Genomic DNA, 23,877 nt, shown 5'->3' on the forward strand with positions numbered 1-23,877 from the left:
GATTACTCCGCAGCCACGCCCAGCTTCATCCGTTCCATATCCTCAAGCGCACGGCGGTATTCGACCGGCATGACCTTGCGGAATTTCGGGCGGAACTCGCTCCAGCGGTCCAGAATATCCTTGGCGCGGTTGGAGTTGGTATAATGGAAGTGGTTGGAGATCATCTGGTAGAGGCGCTCCTCATCGTGGCGTGTCATGTCTTCGGAAACGTCCACACGTCCCTTGTGCATGAGATCGCCACCATGGTGGTGCAGCTTTTCGAGCATATCGTCTTCTTCTGGAACCGGTTCCAGCTCGACCATGGCCATGTTGCAGCGCTTGGCGAAGTCACCCTGCTCGTCCAGAACGTAAGCCACGCCGCCGGACATGCCAGCCGCGAAGTTGCGTCCGGTCTCACCCAGAACGACCACGATGCCGCCCGTCATATATTCGCAGCCATGGTCACCCACGCCTTCGACAACCGCGATGGCACCGGAGTTGCGTACGGCGAAGCGTTCACCCGCCACACCACGGAAATAGCACTCGCCCGTGATGGCGCCGTAGAGAACGGTGTTGCCAACGATGATGGAGTTTTCTGCAGCGATGCGGGAATTTTCCGGCGGACGCACGATGATGCGTCCCCCCGAGAGACCCTTGCCGACATAGTCGTTACCGTCACCCACCAGATCGAACGTAATGCCACGAGCAAGGAACGCACCAAACGATTGACCCGCCGTGCCGCGCAGAGTGACATGAATGGTGTCGTCCTTCAGGCCCTTATGGCCCCAACGCTTGGCCAGCGCACCGGAAAGCATCGCACCGGCAGAGCGGTCCACGTTCTTGATCGGCACTTCAAAGACAACCGGCTCGCGGTTTTCGAGCGACGGCATCGACTTCTCGATCAGCTTGCGGTCGAGAATATCGTCGATCGGGTGCTTCTGGCGCTGCGTCCAGTAGGTCGCTTCCTTGGGTGCTTCGACCTTATGGAAGATACGGCTGAAATCGAGCCCTTTGGCCTTCCAGTGGGCCAGCATCTCATCCTTTTCGAGCAGTTCCGAAGCGCCGATGATCTCATCCAGCCGGGAAACACCCAGCGATGCCAGTATTTCGCGCACTTCTTCTGCGACGAAGAAGAAGTAGTTGATGACGTGTTCCGGCGCACCCTTGAAACGCTTGCGCAAAACAGGGTCCTGCGTGGCAACGCCGACGGGGCAGGTGTTCAGATGGCACTTGCGCATCATGATGCAACCGGCAGCAATCAGCGGCGCTGTCGCAAAGCCGAATTCATCTGCACCCAAGAGAGCACCGATGATGACGTCACGACCCGTCTTCAAGCCACCATCGACCTGAAGGGCGATGCGCGAACGAAGGCCATTCATAACCAGCGTCTGCTGTGTTTCAGCGAGGCCGATTTCCCATGGGGAACCGGCATGCTTGAGCGATGTGAGCGGCGAGGCACCCGTCCCGCCATCAAAACCGGAGACGGTGATGTGGTCGGCGCGCGCCTTGGCAACACCGGCGGCGACCGTACCGACACCGACTTCGGACACGAGCTTGACGGAAACATCGGCTTCCGGGTTGACGTTCTTCAGATCGTAGATCAGCTGCGCCAGATCTTCGATGGAATAGATGTCATGGTGCGGCGGCGGCGAAATAAGGCCGACACCCGGCGTGGAGTGGCGGGTTTTGGCAACGGTCGCATCAACCTTGTGGCCGGGCAACTGACCGCCTTCGCCGGGCTTGGCACCCTGCGCGACCTTGATCTGAAGCATATCGGCGTTGACAAGATATTCCGTCGTCACACCGAAGCGGCCGGATGCGATCTGCTTGATGGCGGAGCGTTCGGGGTTCGGATTGCCATTGAGCAATGGCAGGTAGCGGTCGGACTCTTCGCCGCCCTCACCCGTGTTGGACTTGCCGCCAATACGGTTCATGGCGATGGCCAGCGTGGTGTGCGCTTCGCGGCTGATGGAACCGAACGACATGGCGCCGGTCGAGAAACGCTTGACGATATCCACCGCTGGCTCGACCTCATCGATGGAGATCGGCTTGCGGCCCAGCGCTTCGGCAGACTTGACCTTGAACAGACCGCGAATGGTGTTCATGCGCAGGTTGGTGTCGTTCACCATCTCGGCGAATTCGCGGTAACGTTCCTGGCTGTTGCCACGCACGGCGTGCTGCAACGTGGCAACCGCATCCGGGCTCCAGGCATGGCTTTCGCCGCGCATGCGGTAGGCATATTCGCCACCGATATCGAGCGTGCTGGCGAGGATCGGGTCCTTGCCGAAGGCGTCGGTGTGACGCGAGACGGTTTCCTGGGCGATCTCCGTCAAGCCAACGCCTTCAATTTGCGTGGCGGTGCCGGAGAAATACTGCTCGATGAACTCTGATGACAGGCCAATGGCGTCGAAAATTTGCGCGCCGCAATAGGACTGATAGGTGGAGATGCCCATCTTGGACATGACCTTCAGGATGCCCTTACCGACAGCCTTGATGTAGCGGTACACCACTTCATCATCAGACACTTCCTTCGGAAATGCATTGTGCTTGTGCATATCCAGCAGCGTATCGAAGGCGAGATAAGGGTTGATGGCTTCTGCACCGTAACCGGCCAGCAGGCAGAAATGGTGCACTTCGCGCGGCTCGCCGGTTTCGACAACGAGACCGACAGAGGTGCGCAGACCCTTGCGGATCAGGTGGTGATGGACAGCAGCCGTTGCCAGCAACGCAGGAATGGCGATGCGATCCGGTCCGAGCTGACGGTCCGAGAGAACAATGATGTTGTACCCGCCGCGAACAGCGGATTCCGCACGCTCGCACAAGCGGTCGAGCATCTCGGGCATGCCTTCTGCACCACGTTCCACTGCATAAGTGAAGTCCAGCGTCTTTGTGTCGAAACGGTCTTCCGTGTGGCCGATGGAGCGGATCTTTTCCAGATCGCCATTGGTCAGGATAGGCTGGCGGACTTCCAGACGCTTGGCGCGGGCTGCACCCTCGTGGTCGAGAATGTTCGGGCGCGGACCGATGAAGGAGACGAGGCTCATCACCAGCTCTTCGCGGATCGGGTCGATCGGCGGGTTGGTGACCTGCGCAAAGTTCTGCTTGAAATAGGTGTAAAGCGACTTCGACTTGGACGACATGGCCGAAATCGGCGTATCCGTGCCCATCGAGCCGATGGCTTCCTGACCGGTCGTCGCCATGGGCGACATCAGCAACTTGGTGTCTTCGCTGGTGTAACCAAATGCCTGCTGACGATCCAGAAGCGACACGTCGCGACGCAAAGCGCGCGGCTCCACGGGCTTCAGGTCTTCGAGGATCAGCTGGGTGCGATCCAGCCATGTGCGGTAAGGGTGCTTGGTCGCAAGTTCGCGCTTCACATCCTCATCGGAGATGATCGCGCCCTTTTCCATGTCGATCAGAAGCATCTTGCCGGGCTGCAAGCGCCACTTCTTAATAATGCGCTCTTCCGGCACCGGCAATGTGCCGGCTTCGGATGCCATGATGATGCGATCGTCATCGGTCACGAGATAGCGGGCGGGACGCAGACCGTTGCGGTCGAGCGTCGCACCAATCTGCTTGCCATCGGTAAAGGCAACGGCAGCAGGACCATCCCATGGCTCCATCAGCGCTGCATGGTATTCGTAGAATGCCTTGCGTTCCGGCGACATGGACTGGTTGCCAGCCCACGCTTCGGGGATCAGCATCATCACGGCATGCGCCATGGAATAGCCACCACGCACGAGGAATTCGAGCGCGTTGTCGAAGCAGGCCGTATCGGACTGTCCCTCATAGGAAATCGGCCAGAGCTTGGAAATGTCGTCGCCAAACAGCGGCGAGGCAACGGAGGCCTGACGCGCCGCCATCCAGTTGACGTTACCGCGCAGCGTGTTGATTTCACCGTTATGGGCAACCATACGATAAGGGTGGGCCAGCTTCCAAGATGGGAAGGTGTTGGTGGAGAAACGCTGGTGGACCAGTGCCACCGCGCTTTCGAACCGCGGATCGGCCAGATCCTTGTAATAGGCACCGACCTGATAGGCGAGGAACATGCCCTTGTAGACGATGGTCGAGGAGGACAGCGAAACCGGGTAGAAATCCTGCGCCTCCTTGCCGCCACCAGCGTCGTAGATGGTGTTGGAAATGACTTTGCGGATCAAAAACAGCTGACGCTCGAAATCCGCATTGGTAGCCGCATCGCGGCCAGCACCGATGAACACCTGCACATGATGCGGCTCGGTGGCGGCAATCTCGGGCGCTTCCGACAGCGATGAGTTATCGACCGGCACATCGCGGAAGCCGAGGAACTGCTGTCCCGCATCGGCGACGACATCGATGATGACCTTCTTGTAGTGCTCGATCTGATCCGCGTCGCGCGACATGAAGATGTGGCCAACGGCGTATTCGCCCGCCTTCGGCAACGTCACGCCCTGAAGCGCCATTTCCTCGCGGAAAAACTTGTCAGGGATCTGTACCAGGATGCCCGCACCATCACCCATCAACGGATCGGCACCGACGGCACCACGGTGGGTCAGATTTTCGAGAATGAACAGGCCATCCTTGACGATCTGGTGCGACTTCTGGCCCTTCATATGCGCCACGAAGCCGACGCCGCAGGCATCATGCTCGTTGCGCGGATCGTAAAGACCCTGCTTGGGAGGCAGACCACCAATCGTCGCGCGCGCGCCAGCCTTCGGCTGCGCGCTCGTCGGACAGTCATTGGTCAAGGTAGCAGTGGCGTTTTCGCCTTCCAGCTTGATCGTCATTTTTCGTCCCTCCTGCAACAGGTTGCATGGCTTCACGCAGAGAGGCGGATGCTCAACCACCTCACCGTTTCCGATGGTGGCTTTGCGTCCGCTTGTCAATTTAGGACAGCAATGCTGTCTCAATTCTCAACGGATTTTGACAGAAACACTCGCACTCTGCAAGTCCATGCCAACATTTTATAGGCACACAGAATGACGGTAAATGTCTCGCTTGGGATTCCTCGCGCAATTTTCTTCCGACAACCAAGCGAAATCGTTGCTTTCATTGCCCGATTTGCGTTCCCAAGGATAAGGCCATAAAACGACAATCGTTTGGCAGACCAGCCACTCCCGCCATCATCAACTCATCGAAAGTGCAGACCCCATGTTTTTTGCTTCCGACAATTGGGCAGGCGCCCACCCCGCCATCAATGAGCGGCTGATGAAGGAATCCACCCGTTTCGCCGCCGCCTATGGCACCAGCGAGCTGGACCGCGCCATCGAGAAGCGCTTCAACGAGATTTTCGAGCGCGAAGTCGCCGTGTTCTTCGTCGGCACCGGGACTGCCGCCAACTCGCTGGCCATGGCCAGTGTCGCCCGCCCCGGCGGCATCGCCTTTTGCCATTCCGAAGCACACGTCATTGAGGACGAGTGCGGCGCGCCGGTCTACTTTTCCAACGCCTCGCGCCTGATGCCGGTCGCTGGCCCCAATGGCAAGATGCTGCCGAAGAACCTCGAAGCTGCCATTGGCCGCTTTCCGCCCGGCTCCATCCACCAGGGCCAGCCCATGCTGGTGACGGTCACGCAGGCAACGGAACAGGGCACGGTCTACGAACTCGATGAAATCGACGCCATTTCAAAGATCGCCAAAAATGCCGGCGTTCCGCTTCATATGGACGGAGCCCGGTTCGGCAACGCGCTGATCGCGCTGGACACGACGCCTGCCGAAATGACCTGGAAGCGCGGCGTGGATATCCTGTCCTTCGGTGCCACAAAAAATGGTTGCTGGTGCGCGGAAGCCATCGTCTACATGGACCCGAAAACGGCAGAAGACCTGCCCTTCATCCGCAAGCGCTCAGCCCAGCTTTTCTCGAAGACCCGCTTCATGGCGGCGCAATTCGATGCCTATTTCAAGGACGATCTGTGGCTGGAACTCGCCGCCCACGCCAACGCCATGGCCACCCGCCTGCGCGATGGCCTCTCTGCCTCCAACAGCGCGAGATTGGCTTGGCCGACGCAGTCCAACGAGCTGTTCGTGGTGCTGAACAAGGATAAGGCAAAGGCCGCCAAAGAGGCTGGGGCCAGCTTCTACGACTGGCCCGTCCCGCACGACATGCCGGAACCAGTTGGCGACAACGAAAAACTCATCCGCCTCGTTACCAGCTTTGCAACGCTGGAAAACGACGTGGACGATTTCCTGCGAATTTGCGGCGCGGCTTGAGGCCGATTTGGTCGCCGATGTGCGGAAACCCAAGCCCAAGGCGTCATCCTCGGGCTTGAGCCGAGGATCTATCCACCTCTCGGTTTTGACAACGTGATTGGATCCTCGGGACAGGCCCGAGGATGACGTCGTTGGGCTTGGCAACGTTCGTCATTTCAGCAAACAAGGCCGGAATGACGGAAGGGAAACTTAAACAAAACTCCCCGGCACCATGCCTTTCGCCATCACCAGCTTGGATAAGGCCTCTACCAGTTCAACATCTGCTCCTTTTCGCGGCTGAAGCACGAATTCCACGTCTTCCAGTGCGGGCAGCGCGCCCTTTGGCAGTTCCCGCAACCCTGATGGGGCCATGCTGCGGGGCTGGACGAGAACACCCATTCCGGCGCGCGCTGCCGCCGTCAGGCCGCTGAGGCTGGCGCAGGTGCAGACGATACGCCAGGCGACACCAGCGCGGTCGAGCGCTTCCTGGGCTGCCTTTCGGGTAATGCTGGGCGGCGGAAACGCAATGAGCGGCAGGGCATTTTCCCGCGACAACAGGGCATCGGGGTCTTTTGCCAACCACACCAGAGGTTCCCGGTACAGAAAGTGGCCGAGCTGATCACCCAGCCGCCGCTTGGCGAGCACCACATCCAGCTCGCCATTATCCTGCATTTCGTAGAGAGCGCCGCTCAACGCCACCGTCAATTCCAGATCGACCAGCGGATAAAGCCGCGTGAACTCCTCCAGAATAACCGTTAGACGGCTGGCGACAAAATCTTCTGATACGCCGAGGCGCAAGCGGCCGCGCAGCCTGCTTTCCCCAAAAAGCGCAGCGACCTTGTTGTTGATATCCAGCATGTTGCGTGCGTAACCGAGTAGCGCCTCGCCCTCCGGCGTCAGACGGACGCGGTGGGTGTCGCGCGCGATCAGACGTTGGCCGAGAAATGCTTCCAACCGCTGAATATGCTGACTGAGCGTCGATTGACCGATGCCTAACCGTTCGGCGGCATGGGTGAAACTCATGGTCTGTTCCAGCGTCACGAAGCTGGCGAGGTGCTGAAGATTGAGCATTGTTATCTCATATCACGATAACTGTTAGTTTTTGCATCTACTTTCATGATGAGCGATAGTACTGATCAATTCAACGAAAAACCGGAAACACGAGAGCACGCTATCATGAGCCGCTTCCTGCCCGACCGCTTCACCATGATGCTGGTGGCCACGGTCATCATCGCTTCCTTACTTCCCGTCAGCGGGCAAGCCGCAGAGTATTTCGGCATCGCCACCAAATGCGCAATCGCTCTGCTCTTCTTTCTTCACGGCGCGAGATTGTCGCGCGATGTGGTGATTGCCGGTGTCCTGCACTGGCGTCTGCACATTGTAATTTTGCTCGTGACCTTCGGCCTGTTTCCATTGATCGGCGTCGGCTTGGGCTACATTCCGCAGAGTATTCTGCCCGCTCCGCTATATATGGGCGTCCTGTTTCTGTGCGTGCTGCCGTCAACCGTGCAGTCGTCCATCGCCTTCACCTCCATGGCGGGCGGAAACGTTCCCGCAGCGATCTGTGCCGCGTCCGCATCGAATATATTCGGCATGTTCCTGACGCCGCTGCTCGTCGGCTTTCTGTTTACGGTGGGCGGCCATGGCGGCGGCTTTTCGCTCGAGGCTTTCGGCCAGATTTTCCTGCAATTGCTGGCACCCTTTATTTTGGGCCAAATCCTCCAGCCTTGGATCGGCGGCTGGATCAGAGCCCGCAAGACTCTGCTGGCACCTGTCGATCGTGGGTCGATCCTGATGGTCGTGTATCTCGCCTTCAGCGAAGCCGTCATCGAAGGCATCTGGCACCAGTTCACCCTGCGCGACATCGGCGTCGTCATCGGCATCGACATGGCTTTGCTGGCCCTCGTCCTCTGCATCACCATGTTCGGCAGTCGCCTGCTCGGCTTCAAGAAGGAAGACGAGATCACCATTACCTTCTGCGGCTCCAAGAAGAGCCTGGCGAGCGGCGTGCCCATGGCAGGGGCCATCTTCGCAGGCCAGAGCATCGGTGCAATCGTTTTGCCCTTGATGCTGTTTCACCAGATCCAGTTGATGGCCTGCTCGGTGATCGCTCAACGCTATGCCCGCAAGGCGCAACAAATCGAACAGCAAAAAACCGCCGAGGTGATGCTAGCGCCCGAAAAAACAAAAACGGCCCTGCAATGAGGGCCGTTTCATCAAGGTTTGTGCAACAGGCTTAGTTGACCTGGGCAGGCGTGACCTGCGCTTCGATCTGCCTTGGCTCGTCCGTAACGTCTGAAACAATCGCGATGCGACGTGGTTTCATGGCCTCGGGAATGTTGCGGAACAGATCGATATGCAACAAACCGTTCTTCATGGAAGCGTTCTGGACCTCAACGTGATCGGCGAGCTGGAAGCGACGCTCGAAGGCGCGTTTGGCGATGCCGCGATAGAGGAATTCGCCTTCGCTGTCCTTGGTCTCATCAGCCTTTTCAGCCTTGACGGTCAGCACATTGGCACGCGATTCGATGCTGAGTTCGTTTTCATCGAACCCGGCAACCGCCATGGTGATGCGGTATGTGTTCTCGCCGGTGCGCTCTATGTTGTAGGGCGGGTAGGCTTGCGCCTGTTCCGGCTGTCCAAGGCCATCGAGCATGGAGAAAAGGCGGTCGAAGCCGACTGTTGAGCGGTAGAGAGGGGAAAAATCAACGTGACGCATGGTGTCCTCCTAGGAAGCGACTGTTTGCGGTTATGGCCCCCACCCCGATTGGGCGATGAGGAACCGGATACGGCCCCGTTCTGGCGACCGTGACAAAGAGATGGGAAGGGGTTTGCTCGAGTTCAAGAGTTTTATGCGCCTGAACGACAACTGAACGACCAGTTCCGAAATCATTCATTTTTACGGCGCTACTAATGGACATATCGGAGGCAATCTCCGGCGGCAGAAGGATAACGTCCCTTCTTCTTCTGTCATCTCAGCCGGAACCGCGACTGCTAAGACCGACGGTTCCGGCATTTTTCGTTTGACGCGCACCTTTTCCTTTGACGCGCAAGAGCGCGCCTCTTATCCCGTTCTGAAACACCTCAGTGCCAAGTCGGAACCACCATCATGACCGAAGCCATATTGCACGCGACCACGGGCAACCCTGTGCCCGAAAACCACATCGCAGGCTATTTTACCGGTCATAAAAACAAGAAGCTGCGCTATGCGATCTTTCGCTCCAGCCAGTCCGTGGCGCGCGGCACCATCGTGCTTGTGCATGGTCGCAATGAGTGTATCGAGAAATATTTCGAGACGATCAACGACCTGACCGCAAAAGGCTTTTGGGTCGCAACCTTCGACACCCGCGGACAGGGTGGCTCGGATCGAATGCTGAAGAAGGTCCATGCCGGATATGTCCGGCGCTTTTCAGATTACGGCAAGGATATCGCGCTGTTTCTGGAGCATGTCGTCCTGCCCGATACACGCCTGCCCTTCTTCATGCTGGCGCATTCCACCGGCGGACTTGCAGCCCTGTCCATCGCGCCATCGCTGTCAAACCGCATCGAGCGCATGGCACTCAGCGCGCCCTTTATTTCGTTAAGCGGACAATCCATGCCTGCCTGGTTCATTAGGCTGGTCGCCACAAGCCTCAGTCTGATCGGGCTGGGTGGCGTTCAACTGGGCAAAGACCAGCGCGAACGCGCGTTCGAGGACAATCCGCTCACGTCTGATCCCGTCCGCTTTGCCCGCAACGCCTCCATCGCCATAGAGCATCCCGAACTCTTCGTCGGCGCACCGACCGCGCGTTGGCTTTTCGAAGTGCTGAAAACCATGCCCTGGGTGACGCGGCAGGATCATCTGACGAAGATCACGGTACCGACGCTGCTGCTGGCACCCATGCGCGACACGATCTCGCCTTATGCCGGGCAGGAGGAGCTGTCACGCAACTTCCGCGCGGCGCAACTCATCCCGGTCACAGGCGCGCGGCACGAGCTTTTCCTGGAGCGCGATGTCTACCGCAGCCAGGCGCTAGCCGCCATAGACGCGTTCTTCGCGCCCGCTGAATAGAAAACGGCACTGGCCACGAGCACAGCGCCGTTTTCCAAAGCGTTGATTATTCCATGCCCAGTGCAGCCATGTAGGTCTGCAAAATCGTTTCTTCCTCGATGCGCTCGTTGGCATCCTTCTTGCGCAGACGGATAATCGTGCGGATGGCCTTTGTGTCGTAACCACGACCCTTGGCTTCCCCCATCACGTCCTTGATATCGCCGGAAATCGCAGCCTTTTCTTCTTCAAGACGCTCGATGCGCTCAATGAACTGGCGCAGTTCGGCGGCGGCTACGGTTTCGGTTGTGGCTGTTTCGTCCATTGTGTCGTCCTTTGCGTGGGGCTCTGCGCGCAGAACCGCGTGATTCGAAAGTGGTCGAGGCGAAGGCCTCCGGGCTGCGGTGGCAGCGAATTTTTCAGGTTGGTGAACTGCCTGTCTCAGGCCGCCACGTCAAGCCGTTTCCGGTCCTGGCACTTTATTCCTGCGGCTTGTTTTGCTCGAATGCGACTTTCTGGGCATCGCTGGCTTCGCCCTGATGCAGCTTTTTCCAGTCGTCATAGGGCATACCGTAAACGATCTCCCGGGCGGCATCCTTGCTGATCTCCTGACCAGCGTCCCTTGCCGCATCCGCGTACCAGTTGGACAGGCAGTTGCGGCAAAAACCGGCAAGGTTCATCAGGTCGATGTTCTGAACGTCGCTGCGGTCTCGCAAGTGCTTGAGCAGCCTGCGAAACGCCGCCGCTTCCAGTTCGGTGTTTCTGCTATCGTCAACGTCGCTCACAGCACTCTCCTGTCAGTAGGGCCCGGTCCGCGATGCGAACTGCTTGTAGTCGTGCAAGGTCAGATCATCATTCATTGCGGCAAAAATGGGAGCAAGCCGCGCGGCCCACTCGGCAATTCCTGCCTCATCAGCGATCAAATCCTGCCGCACCTCTAAAAGGGCATGAGGAATACCCTTGACCATACAGTGGCGATACATCGTGTCACCCTTCAGCGCGCCGTCATAGGGCTCATTATCTCCCACCAGAACATCGCCGGGTGCCCGCAAATGCGCAATCAGCGGCGTGACGGAGCGATGGTCCGTGTCCCAAAGCACGGCTGCATGCCAGGGGCGCGGCACATCTTTCCAGAATGGTGTGTAAGAATGCAGTGAAAACACCAGCGGTGCTTTTCCGGATTGGTCGGCAACCTTCTCGAGCACAGAACCCACAGCACGATGATAAGGGCGGTGATAGGCATTCAGCCGCACGTCCCATTCATCTTGCGTTATAGGGTGATTGCCTGGAATGATCGCGCCATCGGAAATCTTCATGATCAGCGTCGGGTCGTCCTCACCGCGATTGGGATCGATCAACAGACGCGAAAAACGGCTCATGACTGCGGGCACACCGAGGCGTGCCGCAAGATCACGTGTCAGGCCCTCGATGCCAATGTCGAACGCGATATGGCGTTGAAACGCCTCTGCGGGAAGCCCCAGACGACCGTATTCCGGCGGCAGAAGGTTGGTGGCGTGATCGGCAAGGAGAACCATGCCTTTGTCATAATCGCCTTCTATGGTTTCATATGGCTGGAAGTCAGGCATCTTTGATTTCTGGCGATGATGAGGGAGAGACGCTTGATGCCATGGCTCAGCGCCACGCGCAAGTTGAGACGGTCTGAACACGCCCCGCCGCACGACCGCAGATATTCCATACAGATACAATCGATTGAACTTGCGTTGACTTTCTTGGGCGTCCGCGCCAAGAAGTGTTCTCATTTTATAACCATGGAATCCGGATGGAAGCCGTGACACAGACATTCTCCGCTAAGCTTCGAAAACACCGGCGCGCGATCCGCTTTTTCTGCGCTGCCACCCTCTTCTCCACACCGCTTCTTCTCGCAGAGCCGGCATTGGCGGATTTCCGTGTTTGCAACAGCACACAGAACCTTGTGGGCGTGGCCATCGGCTACCGAGCGCAGGATGGCTGGATCAGCGAAGGCTGGTGGCAGGTTCCCGCCTCCACATGCGCCACGCTGATCGAGGGCGAGTTACAGTCGCGTTACTATTATCTCTACGCCGAAGATGCTGCTCGTGGTGGCAGGTGGACGGGCGACGTGAACATGTGCGTCGCGGAAAACGAGTTCAAGATCACCGGTGTGGACGATTGCTACGCCCGTAGTTTCCAGCGAATGGGTTTCAAGGAATACGATACGGGCAGACAGGGAAGCTGGATGGTCCAGCTTTCCGACACGCCAGGTACACAGGAAAGTCAGAACTGATGAAGCGTAATCGCAAAGTCAAAATCCTTGCAACTCTCGGCCCAGCATCCTCCGATGAAGCAATGATCGAGAAGCTCCATCTGGCCGGTGCCGATCTCTTCCGCATCAATATGAGTCACGCCAGCCATGATGTGATGCGCACGCTGATCCAGCGCATTCGCTCGGTCGAAAGCCGCGTAGGCCGCCCCATCGGCATTCTGGCCGACCTTCAAGGCCCAAAGCTGCGCGTCGGCAAGTTCGCTGACACCAAAGTCGATCTCGTGGCAGGCCAGACGTTTACGCTCGACAACAATGAAGCCCCCGGCGACAAGAACCGCGTGTTCCTGCCGCATCCCGAAATTCTCGAAGCCGTGAAGCCAGGCGACCGCCTGTTGATCGACGATGGCAAGCTGCACCTGCGCGCTGAAAAATGCGATGGCAAGAGCATCGTGACGACCGTCGTTTCCGGCACCAAGATTTCCGACCGCAAGGGGATCAGCCTGCCGGACACCCTGCTCGGCGTTGGCGTTCTGACCGACAAGGACCGCGTCGATCTCGATGCCGTTCTCGAGACAAACGAAGTCGATTGGGTTGCGCTCTCCTTCGTGCAACGCCCTGAAGATCTCGTCGAAGTGCGCAAGATTGCCGGTAACCGCGTCGGCCTGATGTCCAAGATCGAAAAGCCGCAGGCTGTCGAACGCATCGAAGAAATCATCGCTTTGTCTGACGCCCTCATGGTTGCCCGTGGCGACCTTGGCGTCGAGATGCCGTTGGAAGCCGTTCCCGGCATCCAGAAGCAACTGACACGCGCTTGTCGCAAGGCAGGTAAGCCGGTTGTCGTTGCAACACAGATGCTGGAATCCATGATTTCGGCGGCCGTTCCGACACGCGCCGAAGTCTCCGACGTGGCAACCGCCGTCTTCGAAGGTGCCGACGCGATCATGCTGTCTGCCGAATCGGCTTCGGGCGACTACCCGGTCGAAGCAGTCTCCACCATGGCATCCATCGCCAGCACCGTGGAGCAGGATCCTTACTACTCCAACATCATCTATGCGCAGCGCCCGCAGCCGGAAGCGACAGGCGCAGACGCCATTTCGCTGGCAGCCCGACAGATTGCCGAAACGCTCGGCCTGTCTGCCATCGTCACCTACACATCATCTGGCACAACGGGACTGCGTGCTGCACGTGAGCGTCCACAGGTTCCGATCATCGCCCTGTCGCCCATCATCCAGACGGCTCGCCGCCTGTCTGTTGTCTGGGGCCTGCACTGCGTCGTCACCGGCGATGCCAGCGACCAGGACGATATGGTCAACCGCGCCTGCCGCATCGTCGTCGATGAAGGCTTCGGCCAGCCCGGCAACCGTATCATCATTTCGGCAGGCGTTCCCCTGGGAACACCGGGCGCCACCAACATGGTGCGCATCGCCTATATCGGTTCCGACGGCCAGAGCGGCGTCTGATCTGAAAAGCAGAATGAATTCAAAAGAAAAAGGCGCGGTGTTTCGACCGCGCCTTTTTCGTATCAGGGATTTAGCCCTCAATTATCCTTGTAGGCGGCAATCACGATGTTGACCTGCGCGGCGCTCATGGCCTGAATTTGCGTCGTCGTAAACGATTCGATCTTATCCTCCTCCATCCCGCCCAAGGCAGCAACCGACAGTCCGGCGAGCGCGGATTTCTTGATCGATGCAATCTCGGACGATTCGAAACTGTTCAGCTCGCTCGCATCCAATGTTGCAACCTGCTGGGCATTCAACGCCGCAACCTGCACATCCGTGAGCGCTTCGATACTTTGCGAACTCAAAGCGGCAAACTGTGCTGTCGTCAGCGCTGCGATCTGTTTGGAACCCATGGCCGCCAACTTGTCGCCACCCAGCTGGCTGATGGCAGCTGTCGAAAATCCGGAAATCTGACGTGGCGTCAGACCCGCAAACTGCTCGGGTGTCAGTGCCGCCAACTGATCGGATGTCAGCGCTTTCATCTGGGTGGTGGACAGCGCGGCGATCTGACCCGTCGTCAAGGCCTGAATGAGATCCGTCGAAAGGCCTGCAATCGCCGAGGTCGTCAGCCCGACAATGGCGACTTTTTTGATCGACGCGATTTCTTCGGCGCTGAAACTGTTCAGCTCTGCGGCCGACAGGGTTGCGACCTGCTTGGAATTCAGCCCTGCAACCTGGGTTTCTTGAAGAGCTTCGATGCTCGAGCTTCTCAATGCCTCGAACTGTGCAGCCGTTAGGGCTGCGATCTGCTTTGTATTGAAAGCCGCGAAAACATCGTCATCCAGACTGGCAATGACGGCCGTCGACAGGCCGCCGATCTGTTTGGCCGATAGCGCGCTCATCTGGTCCTGCGTCAGCGCCGATAGCTGTGCCGACGTGAGCGCCTGCATCTGCTCGGCGGAGAGGCTGGAGAGTTGCGCCGTTGTCAGCGATGGTATCTTGTCGGTAGACAGTCCAGCCAATGCAACGGGGGTCAATCCGGCAATCGCTGCCTTCTTGATGGCCGCAATTTCCTCCCCCGTGAAACTGTTGAGCTCATCCGCAGACAGGGTTGCCACCTGTTTCGCGTTCAGCCCGACAACCTGCTGCGCATCGAGCCCGGCAAGGCTGGTGGAGTTCAATGCCTCGAACTGAGCCGTGGTCAACGCGGTGATCTGCTTTGTGGAGAGCCCGCCGAGCCGTGCGCTGCTGAGATTGGCGAGCACGTCGCTGGAAAGCCCTGCAATCTGTTTGGTGGTCAGTGCGGAGAACTGGTCCGCTGTCAACGCCGAGAGCTGCGTGGATGTGAGCGCCTTCATCTGCGTCGATGACAAGGCCGCCACCTGCGTTACCGTCAGGGCTGCAATCCTGTCGGTAGTCAGACCCGCAAGCGCCACCGTCGACAAACCGGCAATGGATGCCTTCTTGATCGACGCGATCTCTGCGGCCGTAAAGCTGTTGAGCTCGGCGGAAGACAGCGTCGAAACCTGCTGTGAACCCAGGCCGGAGACTTGGCCTTCGTTCAACGCAACAAGACTGGTTGAACTCAATGCTTCGAACTGGCCGGTGGTTAAGGCGGAAATCTGCTTGGTGCTGAGAGCAGCGAGCTTATCGCTGTTCAGCGTGCTCATCACCGCCGTGGATAAACCGGCAATCTGCGTTGCGGTCAATGCCGAAAACTGCTCCGCCGTTAGCGCTGTGAGTTGCTCGGAGGTCAGCGCTTTCATTTGCGACGACGTCAGTGCCGCCACTTGTACAGTGGTCAGCGCGGTGATCTTGTCGGTTGCAAGACCAGCAAGCGCCGATGTCTTTATCCCGGGAATGGAGGCCTTCTTCAAGGACGCGATCTCTTCCGAGGTGAAGCTGTTGAGGTCGTCGGCGGACAAGACACTGACCTGCTGACTGGTCAGCGCCGAGACCTGCGCGGTGTTGAGTGCTTCGATCAGCGGTGCGGAAAACCCATCGAGTTGGCTGGCATAGAGCGCATTGATCTGCGCAGTCGATAAGCCGGACACCTGCGTCGTTCCGAGGGCGGCGACCTGCGACAGGCTCAGCCCGGTGATCGATTTGGGCGCTAACGCACTCACGGCCTGCGTGGAAAGTGACGCCACGACCGTGGTCGTCAGCGCACCGACCTGGGTTGATGTAAAGGCTTTGATTTGCGCAGAATTGAGTTGACCAAGATCGGCACTGCTAAGCCCAGCAATCGTGGATGTAGACAGTTGGGCAATCTGCTTGGGAGCAAGGTTGGCTATTATGGTCATGAGCGTGCGACACCATCGATTACTGGTCAGATGATAATCTTCTACGCAACGAATCTTGCCCCGACATTGCGATAAACACGACCTATCGGCAGGTCTATTGCCGATCTCTAATGAAATTTGAAGGGAGTTGCAAGCAAGCGGCCCAAAACAGCCAAAACGAAAACCGCCCGGTCATCTCCAAGGAGATCACCAGGCGGCATTTCGATAATCAAATGTTACGACAGCTGCCTTACGGCATCTTCACCGGAGTGCTGAAGCGGCTGGAATCGATCGCTGCTGCACCGGGACGGAAGCTGGCCGTGGCCGCAGAGGCCGACATATCGTGGCTGAGCATGCGATTCTTGACGACGCGTGGCGCCTTCACAGAGCGACCGGTGACGCCCTTGTCCTGGCTCAGAGCCCAGTCCGAAATGGCTTCCTGGGTCAAACGACCACCACTCACCATCGCCTCCTCGGCGACGGCAGCGTCCTTCTTGCTCGGACGACCGCCCTTTGTAGGAAGGCCAGCAGTCAGACCGCCAGTATTGGCCTTTGGCTTTACATCGAACTCGTCGCCATAGTCCTGCGACGTCGCAGCAGGCGCAGCTTTCGCCGTCTGGACAGGCTTTTCGGCAGGCTTGGTGCTTGTGACGGAAGCCGGAAACTGTGCAGCGCTCGGCATCGCCGTTGCGATCATGGCCGAGCGAGCATCCTGTCCGCTCTGCTCGAGAGCTGCAACGACGACAGGCGAAAGCGATGATTGCTCCGCTTCGTCTTCCTGGCCATCCGTCTCGGAATTGGCGTTGGCAAGCAAGGCTTCCGCGACAGCGGGACGGTTGGCAGGAACCGGAACATGAGCTGCAAGCGCATCGCCCGGCATGCTTTCAGAGCCCAGCGCCGCCATGACTGTGCCATCGGCGTCACCCTTCATGCGGCGAGGCCCGAGCAGGGTCGGCACAGGAATGGAATATTGCGCGAGATCGGCAAACTGCTGTTCTGCAGGGGCAGCCATAGGGGTCGGTGTCGTCGCCGCCTGAAGTGCGTCCTGCGCGGCGTTACGCGCTGGAGAGTAAAGCGCTGTCGCAAGCCCTGTCGCGCCTTCCTGATTGCGGAAAGTTGGGCGGGCTGTCGGCAACGGTGCATTGACGCCACCGGGTAGCGGCTCAGCAGAGGCAACGGCCACTGCCGTTGGCGGTGCCACTTCTTCTTCAGCGTCCTGCGCTACAGGAGCAACCGCAGGTGCCGCCGACCGCGTGGTCGGTGCAGGCGTTGCAATGCCTTCGGAATCTTCGTCCTCATCACCGCCACCAAACAGGGCGGCGAGCAAGGTCTTGCGCTTGCCACCCGATGAGGAAGAAGCAGGGCCATCGCCAGCCGTGCTGGCAACCTGGATCGAAGAGGAGCTCACACGTTTGCGATAATCGGCCAGCGCCTGGTCGTAACCCGGCAGGGGCTTGCCGTCGGATGGAAGGTGAATGGTGTTGCCCTTGGGGAAAATACGCACCAGTTCCTGGCGGCTCATGCGGGGCCATGCACGTACGTTGCCGACATCAAGATGGACGAAGGGAGAGCCGGAAGTCGGATAAAAGCCAACGCCACCAATCTGCATCTGCATGGCGATTTCGCGAAGGCGACCCAGCTTCACGCCGGGAATGTAGAAATCCATCGCTTTGCCAAGCGTGTGCTGGCTGCTCTTAGCGACACCTTTGGTGCGCGAGCGCAGCATGCCGTTTGTTTCTGGCGAGCGGAAAGCGGAGACGACGTTGATGTATTCATTGGCACCGGAACGGCGATAGACTTCCCACACCAGATCGAACAGACGCGGATCCATCTTGGTCGGCTGATTGCGACGCCAGTCACGCAAAAAGCGGTTCAGCTCCTGCAGACCCTTCTGATCGTACTTGCCGTTTCGCTTGAATGTGATGACGGCTTTTTCTTTTGTGTGGATATAATAGAGCTTCAGACTGCGGGTTTCGGCAGCAGCTTCCGTCGCCGAAACACCAAGAGCGGGCAGACCGGCCATCAGCAAGCACGCGCAGGTCACAACGCGCGCCGACAGCTTTGCGCATATATCTTTGATCAAGCCGCGCGCGACCTTGGCGGTCGTCGCGCTATTCCGATACAGATAAGGCAATTTGATCCCCGCCTGGCAGACAATTCGTCACGTTGTCCTAATGAACCTGAATTACGGTGACACAATGGCAAATTTGCCACACACGTGCAACCTTCCTCTATATAGTGAACGCTCCACTAACAAGAGGTTTACAGACCGTAAGCGAATATCCTTGCTCAGGGGTTAACAAAAACTGCAATTGCTCCTTCAGGGCCTAGTCTGCCGCATCAAGCGGCATCACGCAGCGGATCATCAGGATCAATGCCATAATCCTTCAACTTTCGGTAGAGCGTAGAGCGTCCGATGCCGAGTTTGCGCGCAACCTGGCTCATCTGACCACGATAGAACCGCAACGCAAACCGAATCAGCTCCTCTTCGATATCGGCGATCTTGCGAACGTCGCCGCTGTCATCCGTCGAGGCAATCAGGCTACCGCCGGGGAATACAGAAGCCGACCGCTCATCATCCGTCGCCATGGCTTCCATCACCGACATGATGTCGGCGGCACTGCTTCTGTTTTCCACGGCAGGTGCCACAAGCAGCGAGCGCTCTGTCGGGCGGTGCGGCGTGTCGTGGTCGACAACGTCACCCGCAAATTCGGGCACCTGAAGCGCGATCTGCGGGAAATCCGCTTCCGTCAATTCGTCGCCCTGGGCTAAAACGACAGCGCGGAACACGGCATTTTCCAGCTGGCGGATATTGCCCGGCCAGTCGTAGGCCGTCAGCAAGGCCAGTGCACCGGCGCTGACACCCAGAGAATGCGGCAGTTTCTGCTCGATGGAGAAGCGCTCGGCAAACACACGCGCCAGATAGGGAATGTCTTCCTTGCGACGACGCAGAGCTGGGATGGTGATGGGGAAGACGTTGAGGCGGTAATAAAGGTCCTCACGGAAGCGGCCTTCCTTCACCTCTTCGATCAGATCCTTGTTCGTAGCCGAAATCAGCCGCACATTGACCTTCTGAACCTTGGCAGAGCCAACGGTCTCGATTTCGCCTTGCTGCACGGCGCGCAGCAGCTTCACCTGCACCTCCAGCGGCAGATCGCCGATCTCATCCAGAAACAGCGTGCCGCCATCGGCTTCCATGAACTTGCCCATGTGCTTTTCGGTGGCACCGGTAAAGGCGCCCTTCTCATGGCCGAAGAGAATGCTTTCCACCAGATTGTGCGGAATGGCCCCGCAATTGACGGTGATGAAGGGTTTGCCCGCCCGGTCGCTGCCTGATTGGACAGCGCGGGCGATCATTTCCTTGCCGACACCGGATTCGCCCTCCAGCACGACAGGAATATTGGATTGCGCCGCACGCTGCGCCAGTTCGATCACGCGCAGCATGGCAGGGCTTGCGGAAGCGATATCGTTGAAATTGACGGTGTGGTTGCGCGAGCGCTTGCCCGTGCGGGCCTTTGCTTCGCGCTGGTCGAGCTTGAGTGCGTTGGCGATCGCAGAGCCGATACGCTCAGGCGAGACGGGCTTGACCACGAAATCGAAAGCCCCGGCGCGCATGGCCTGCACCACCGTATCGATGCCGCCCTGTCCGGTCTGCACGATGACAGGCACATCCGTTCCCAGTTCACCGACCGCTTTCAGGAAAGACAGACCGTCCATCTCCGGCATCATCAGATCAAGAACGATGACGCTGATATCGCCGCTGTGTTGTTTCAACAGCTCCAGCCCGACCCGGCCGTTTTCGGCAAGGATTGGATGGTGTCCATAACGCTCCACCGCTTGTCTCAAAAGGCGGCGCTGAACAGGATCGTCATCGATAACGAGTACTTGCGCTGTCATGTCAGGCTCCGGTTTCCGGTTTATGGACCTGCTTCATGCAGACCCTTTGAACCGAATGTGGCACGGAAGGCTTGAACATCCAGTTTTGAGATTTGCTTGCATTTTATGCATTGCCACGGGAAACAGAGCCCCCATATGCTTTGGCGAAGAGATAAAGAGGAACGCCCGACATGACCTTGAAGACATCGATCTCCCTGCCCGCCTTTTCTCCCGCGGAAGCGGGCACCGCAGCCCTCGGTGACCTCCCCACATGGAAGCTGTCCGATCTCTACCCGTCCGCTGAATCGTCCGAATACAAGGGCGCGCTGGAAAAAGCGGCAAAAGATGCGAAGGCGTTCGAAGCCAAGTGGAAGGGCAAACTGGAAGCAGCAGCCACGCTCTCGGGCGATCAGGGTCTTGGCGCCGCGCTGAAGGACTATGAAGCGCTGGACGATCTTCTTGGTCGCATTGGCTCCTTCGCAGGCCTTACCTATTTTTCCGACACCTCCAATCCAGCAAACGGCAAGATTTACGGCGACGCACAGTCGAAGCTGACCGAGATGTCGTCGAACCTGTTGTTTTTCGCGCTGGAACTCAACCGCATCGAAGATGCGACAATCGACGCGGCCATCGCCAACGATCCGCTGACCAGCCATTACAAGCCCTGGCTCGTTGACCTTCGCAAGGACAAGCCGCACCAGTTGGATGACAGGCTGGAACAGCTGTTTCTTGAAAAGTCGATGACCAGTGCCGCCGCCTTCAACCGCCTGTTCGATGAAACCATGTCCGAGTTGCGCTTCGACGTCGACGGCAAGAGCCTCGCACTGGAAGAAACGCTCAATCTTTTGCAGGAACCGGACACGGAAACCCGCAAAAAGGCAGCGCAAGCGCTGAGCGCCACCTTCAAGGACAATCTGCGCGTCTTCACGCTGATCACCAACACGCTCGCCAAGGATAAGGAAATCTCCGACCGCTGGCGCAAGTTCGAAGACATTGCCGACAGCCGCCATCTGGCCAACCGCGTCGAGCGAGAGGTGGTCGATGCGCTGGCAAAGGCAGTGACGCAAGCCTATCCGCGCCTGTCGCATCGCTATTACAAGATGAAGGCCAAGTGGCTGGGCATGGACCAGATGAACTACTGGGACCGCAACGCGCCCCTGCCCGATACGTCCAACGCCGTCATACCGTGGGACGACGCAAAGGACATGGTGCTCTCGGCCTATGGCGATTTCGCACCTGAGATGGCCGATATCGCCCGCCGCTTCTTCGATGAAGAATGGATCGATGCCCCTGCCCGCCCCGGCAAGGCACCGGGTGCCTTCGCCCACCCCACCGTGCCTTCGGCGCATCCTTACGTGCTGGTCAATTACCTCGGAAAGCCGCGCGACGTGATGACGCTTGCCCACGAACTGGGCCATGGTGTCCACCAGGTGCTGGCGGGCGGACAGGGTGCGCTGATGTGCGCCACACCACTGACCCTTGCCGAAACGGCGTCCGTCTTCGGAGAAATGCTGACCTTCCGCAAACTGCTGGATGGCACGAGAGACAAACGCGAACGCAAGGCGCTGCTGGCCCGCAAGGTCGAAGACATGATCAACACGGTCGTGCGCCAGATCGCTTTTTACGAATTCGAGCGCAAGGTGCACACCGCCCGCAAGGACGGCGAACTCACGGCAGACCAGATTGGCGAGCTGTGGCTTTCCGTCCAGCGGACAAGCCTCGGGCCGGCCATCAAGATTTCGGAAGGCTATGAGAACTGGTGGACGTACGTTCCCCACTTCATCCATTCGCCGTTTTATGTCTACGCCTATGCCTTCGGCGATTGCCTCGTCAACTCGCTCTACGCCGTCTACCAGAATGCCGACAGCGGCTTTCAGGACAAATACTTCGAGCTTCTGAAGGCTGGCGGCACCAAACATCATTCCGAGCTGCTGAAGCCCTTCGGTCTCGATGCGACCGACCCATCCTTCTGGAACAAGGGCCTGTCGATGATCGAGGGCCTGATCGATGAGCTGGAGGCACTGGACTGAGATTAGGAGAAATCCGGCGACGCTCCCATTTCGGGCAAGCTTCGCCGGTTCATATACCTTACCTTACGTAAACAGCATGACGGACGACAATCATGAAACGCAAACCGGCCGACCTGACCTTGCGGGAAACGCTGCGCTGGGAGCCTGCCACCGGTTTCCAGCGACTGGAGCAGCACACGCGTCGTCTGCTGCGCTCGGCCGACGCGCTGGGTTTTCGTGCACCCGTCGATACGGTCAAAGCGCTGAACGCAGTCGTCGGCGGCAGGGAACCGATGACCGTGCGCGTGGTCATGACCTACAAAGGCGAGCTCGACATCGCCGCTGAGCCCTTCGTGCCACTGCCTGTCAATGCCGTCTGGCGCGTGAAGATTGCGGAAAAGACACGGCTGGATTCCAGCGATACCTTCTACCGCCACAAATCCTCGCGCCGCGAACCCTATGACGCCGCACGGGCCGAATTCTCGACCAGTGAGGCCGACGAGGTCCTGCTGCTCAACGAACGCGGCGAAATCTGCGAGGGATCGACCACCAGCATCTTCGTTGAAGCTGCCGAGGGCCAGTTGCTGACCCCACCGCTCGACAGTGGCATTCTACCCGGCGTCCTTCGCGCCGACCTCATCCGTGAGCGCAGGGCACGCGGACAGGCGTTGAGGCCGCAGGATCTGAACGGACGAAAGCTGTTCGTCGGCAATTCGCTACATGGATTGGTGGCAGCGGAATTGGTTTGACGCAATCGACGCGTTACTCCAGAACCCACTCCACCCGGGCACGGCCCTTTTGCTTTGCCGCATACAGCGCACGATCCACGCGTTGATAGAGATCGGCACCCGTTTCTCCGGCCCGGTAAAGCGAAAGCCCCGCCGAGCAGCTGTAGGAAAAATCGGCAGCGCCGGGAAATGGACAGGATGTCGCGACCTTGTCCAGCAGTCGCTCCACGATACCGATACAATCCGGCAGGCTGGTGCGCGGCATGATCAGCATGAACTCCTCGCCGCCCACACGCCCGAAACAATCGGACCGACGGATGGTGGAGTGAGCGATCTTGACGAAGTCCCGCAGCACGGTGTCGCCGCCCTGATGACCGAAGCGGTCATTGATGACCTTGAAGAAATCGATGTCCATGACACAAAGCCCGAACGGGCATTCCGTCCCGTTCTGGACCTTTTCCATCTGGACATCGAGCTTGGCGAAGACGAAGCGGCGATTGGCGGTTCCGGTCAGTTCATCCGTCTGCGCGGCCCGCATGGCGATGTCACGATCCTGGCGCAGGCTGCGCTGGTTTTGCCGCAGCGCGGTAATGTCGCTGCCCACGCACAGCATCCAACCATCGTCCTGAACCGTTTCAGTCATCCAGATCCAGCGGCCGTCATGCAGGTCCAGCTCCAGTCCCCGAAACGGCAGCTTGCCCCGACGCGATTGCGCTGACAGTAACCACGCCTCGAAATCTGCGGTGGTGATGATCAGGCCTTTTCGGTCATGATAATTATCGCGCAGGATATCGGCCCATGGTGGGAATGCATCGCTGGCCAGATTGAAGGCTTCCCGGAAGGCACGGTTGGCGTGACGCAGCCTGTCGTCGGTGTCGAAAAGCGCGATGAAGACGGGCGTCATATCCTGCAAGGCAATGACCCGCTCGATAAGACCATCCAGGCTGGCAGTCTCTTGCCTCACGATATCGCTCTCCTAAAGGTCGTGACGGGTTTCCCAACGATTATTATACAGCCTGCAATCGAAAAGCGTAGCCCTAAGCTGTATGGATGATTTTACAAGCTGGGCACAGATATCGGTTTACCTTTTCGCCAAGCTTCATACGCCCGTCATCCGGCTACCCTTTATTGTT

At 58.6% G+C, this 23,877-nt stretch carries 16 protein-coding genes and 2 pseudogenes; 7 read left to right on the top strand and 11 right to left on the bottom strand.

Annotated elements, in window-relative coordinates; genetic code table 11:
- Positions 1 to 2: 2 nt before the first annotated feature.
- Positions 3 to 4,742: a glutamate synthase large subunit gene (gltB, locus tag RMR21_RS11875; RefSeq protein WP_498668208.1), complete on the bottom strand. Its 4,740-nt coding sequence runs from the start codon at positions 4,740 to 4,742 to the stop codon at positions 3 to 5.
- Positions 4,743 to 5,106: 364 nt separating this feature from the next.
- On the opposite strand from gltB, the gene RMR21_RS11880 reads away from it, so the two are divergent.
- Positions 5,107 to 6,162: a threonine aldolase family protein gene (locus RMR21_RS11880; RefSeq protein ID WP_498668209.1), complete on the top strand. Its 1,056-nt coding sequence runs from the start codon at positions 5,107 to 5,109 to the stop codon at positions 6,160 to 6,162.
- 189 nt (positions 6,163 to 6,351) lie between these two features.
- On the opposite strand, the gene RMR21_RS11885 is transcribed toward RMR21_RS11880, so the two are convergent.
- Positions 6,352 to 7,212, bottom strand: coding sequence for a LysR substrate-binding domain-containing protein (locus RMR21_RS11885; protein WP_498668210.1), 861 nt, complete (start codon positions 7,210 to 7,212; stop codon positions 6,352 to 6,354).
- A 105-nt stretch (positions 7,213 to 7,317) separates the two neighbouring features.
- On the opposite strand from RMR21_RS11885, the gene RMR21_RS11890 reads away from it, so the two are divergent.
- Positions 7,318 to 8,346, top strand: a complete 1,029-nt coding sequence (locus RMR21_RS11890) for a bile acid:sodium symporter family protein (RefSeq protein WP_498668211.1) — start codon at positions 7,318 to 7,320, stop codon at positions 8,344 to 8,346.
- A 31-nt stretch (positions 8,347 to 8,377) separates the two neighbouring features.
- Here the strand turns inward: RMR21_RS11890 and RMR21_RS11895 are convergent, their stop codons facing one another.
- Positions 8,378 to 8,860: an Hsp20 family protein gene (locus tag RMR21_RS11895; protein ID WP_174153902.1), complete on the bottom strand. Its 483-nt coding sequence runs from the start codon at positions 8,858 to 8,860 to the stop codon at positions 8,378 to 8,380.
- 390 nt (positions 8,861 to 9,250) lie between these two features.
- Here RMR21_RS11895 and RMR21_RS11900 point away from each other — a divergent pair, with 390 nt between their 5' ends.
- Positions 9,251 to 10,192 carry an alpha/beta fold hydrolase gene (locus RMR21_RS11900; RefSeq protein WP_498668212.1) on the top strand — a complete coding sequence of 314 codons (942 nt, stop codon included), beginning with the start codon at positions 9,251 to 9,253 and terminating at the stop codon, positions 10,190 to 10,192.
- A gap of 46 nt (positions 10,193 to 10,238) precedes the next feature.
- On the opposite strand, the gene RMR21_RS11905 is transcribed toward RMR21_RS11900, so the two are convergent.
- The 3 genes from RMR21_RS11905 to RMR21_RS11915 all read right to left on the bottom strand — a co-directional run bounded on the left by RMR21_RS11905 (position 10,239) and on the right by RMR21_RS11915 (position 11,754).
- Entirely contained in the window at positions 10,239 to 10,493 is a 255-nt protein-coding gene (locus RMR21_RS11905; protein ID WP_042617583.1) for a DUF2312 domain-containing protein, read from the bottom strand.
- A 154-nt stretch (positions 10,494 to 10,647) separates the two neighbouring features.
- On the bottom strand, positions 10,648 to 10,953 hold the full coding sequence (locus tag RMR21_RS11910; RefSeq protein ID WP_498668213.1) for a DUF1244 domain-containing protein: 306 nt from the start codon (positions 10,951 to 10,953) through the stop codon (positions 10,648 to 10,650).
- A 12-nt stretch (positions 10,954 to 10,965) separates the two neighbouring features.
- Entirely contained in the window at positions 10,966 to 11,754 is a 789-nt protein-coding gene (locus RMR21_RS11915) for an N-formylglutamate amidohydrolase (RefSeq protein ID WP_498668214.1), read from the bottom strand.
- Positions 11,755 to 11,948: 194 nt separating this feature from the next.
- On the opposite strand from RMR21_RS11915, the gene RMR21_RS11920 reads away from it, so the two are divergent.
- The gene (locus RMR21_RS11920; protein ID WP_498668215.1) at positions 11,949 to 12,431 is read left to right on the top strand and encodes a DUF1036 domain-containing protein; all 483 of its coding nucleotides are present in this window, start codon (positions 11,949 to 11,951) and stop codon (positions 12,429 to 12,431) included.
- On the top strand, positions 12,431 to 13,870 hold the full coding sequence (gene pyk, locus RMR21_RS11925) for a pyruvate kinase (RefSeq protein ID WP_498668216.1): 1,440 nt from the start codon (positions 12,431 to 12,433) through the stop codon (positions 13,868 to 13,870). Before RMR21_RS11920 ends, pyk begins: the two co-directional genes overlap by 1 nt.
- A gap of 77 nt (positions 13,871 to 13,947) precedes the next feature.
- Here pyk and RMR21_RS11930 read toward each other — a convergent pair whose 3' ends face one another.
- From RMR21_RS11930 to RMR21_RS11945, 4 genes and pseudogenes are all read right to left on the bottom strand, one after another.
- The gene (locus tag RMR21_RS11930) at positions 13,948 to 16,152 is read right to left on the bottom strand and encodes an ice nucleation-like protein (RefSeq protein ID WP_498668217.1); all 2,205 of its coding nucleotides are present in this window, start codon (positions 16,150 to 16,152) and stop codon (positions 13,948 to 13,950) included.
- A 229-nt stretch (positions 16,153 to 16,381) separates the two neighbouring features.
- Entirely contained in the window at positions 16,382 to 18,265 is a 1,884-nt protein-coding gene (locus tag RMR21_RS11935; RefSeq protein WP_498668218.1) for a peptidoglycan L,D-endopeptidase MepK, read from the bottom strand.
- Positions 18,266 to 18,471: 206 nt separating this feature from the next.
- Positions 18,472 to 18,669: pseudogene (locus RMR21_RS11940) on the bottom strand (helix-turn-helix domain-containing protein); the annotation flags it as partial.
- A gap of 147 nt (positions 18,670 to 18,816) precedes the next feature.
- A pseudogene (locus tag RMR21_RS11945) lies at positions 18,817 to 20,028 on the bottom strand (sigma-54-dependent transcriptional regulator); the annotation flags it as partial.
- A 170-nt stretch (positions 20,029 to 20,198) separates the two neighbouring features.
- On the opposite strand from RMR21_RS11945, the gene RMR21_RS11950 reads away from it, so the two are divergent.
- Entirely contained in the window at positions 20,199 to 22,037 is a 1,839-nt protein-coding gene (locus RMR21_RS11950) for a M3 family oligoendopeptidase (RefSeq protein ID WP_498668219.1), read from the top strand.
- Positions 22,038 to 22,129: 92 nt separating this feature from the next.
- On the top strand, positions 22,130 to 22,765 hold the full coding sequence (locus tag RMR21_RS11955; RefSeq protein ID WP_498668220.1) for an aminotransferase class IV family protein: 636 nt from the start codon (positions 22,130 to 22,132) through the stop codon (positions 22,763 to 22,765).
- Positions 22,766 to 22,778: 13 nt separating this feature from the next.
- Here RMR21_RS11955 and RMR21_RS11960 read toward each other — a convergent pair whose 3' ends face one another.
- Positions 22,779 to 23,687 carry a GGDEF domain-containing protein gene (locus RMR21_RS11960; RefSeq protein WP_498670154.1) on the bottom strand — a complete coding sequence of 303 codons (909 nt, stop codon included), beginning with the start codon at positions 23,685 to 23,687 and terminating at the stop codon, positions 22,779 to 22,781.
- Between the last annotated feature and the right edge of the window lie 190 nt (positions 23,688 to 23,877).

Origin of the sequence: Agrobacterium sp. rho-8.1 (assembly GCF_033957725.1) — a bacterium.
Classification (GTDB): Bacteria; Pseudomonadota; Alphaproteobacteria; order Rhizobiales; family Rhizobiaceae; genus Agrobacterium.

What these genes read in the sequence shown, in the direction of transcription:
- RMR21_RS11950 (WP_498668219.1), top strand. Translation starts at nt 20,199, where the DNA reads ATGACCTTGAAGACATCGATCTCCCTGCCCGCCTTTTCTCCCGCGGAA.
- RMR21_RS11890 (WP_498668211.1), top strand. Translation starts at nt 7,318, where the DNA reads ATGAGCCGCTTCCTGCCCGACCGCTTCACCATGATGCTGGTGGCCACG.
- pyk (WP_498668216.1), top strand. Translation starts at nt 12,431, where the DNA reads ATGAAGCGTAATCGCAAAGTCAAAATCCTTGCAACTCTCGGCCCAGCA.
- RMR21_RS11905 (WP_042617583.1), bottom strand. Translation starts at nt 10,493, where the DNA reads ATGGACGAAACAGCCACAACCGAAACCGTAGCCGCCGCCGAACTGCGC.
- RMR21_RS11880 (WP_498668209.1), top strand. Translation starts at nt 5,107, where the DNA reads ATGTTTTTTGCTTCCGACAATTGGGCAGGCGCCCACCCCGCCATCAAT.
- RMR21_RS11920 (WP_498668215.1), top strand. Translation starts at nt 11,949, where the DNA reads ATGGAAGCCGTGACACAGACATTCTCCGCTAAGCTTCGAAAACACCGG.
- RMR21_RS11915 (WP_498668214.1), bottom strand. Translation starts at nt 11,754, where the DNA reads ATGCCTGACTTCCAGCCATATGAAACCATAGAAGGCGATTATGACAAA.
- RMR21_RS11900 (WP_498668212.1), top strand. Translation starts at nt 9,251, where the DNA reads ATGACCGAAGCCATATTGCACGCGACCACGGGCAACCCTGTGCCCGAA.
- RMR21_RS11955 (WP_498668220.1), top strand. Translation starts at nt 22,130, where the DNA reads ATGAAACGCAAACCGGCCGACCTGACCTTGCGGGAAACGCTGCGCTGG.
- RMR21_RS11930 (WP_498668217.1), bottom strand. Translation starts at nt 16,152, where the DNA reads ATGACCATAATAGCCAACCTTGCTCCCAAGCAGATTGCCCAACTGTCT.
- RMR21_RS11895 (WP_174153902.1), bottom strand. Translation starts at nt 8,860, where the DNA reads ATGCGTCACGTTGATTTTTCCCCTCTCTACCGCTCAACAGTCGGCTTC.
- RMR21_RS11885 (WP_498668210.1), bottom strand. Translation starts at nt 7,212, where the DNA reads ATGCTCAATCTTCAGCACCTCGCCAGCTTCGTGACGCTGGAACAGACC.
- gltB (WP_498668208.1), bottom strand. Translation starts at nt 4,742, where the DNA reads ATGACGATCAAGCTGGAAGGCGAAAACGCCACTGCTACCTTGACCAAT.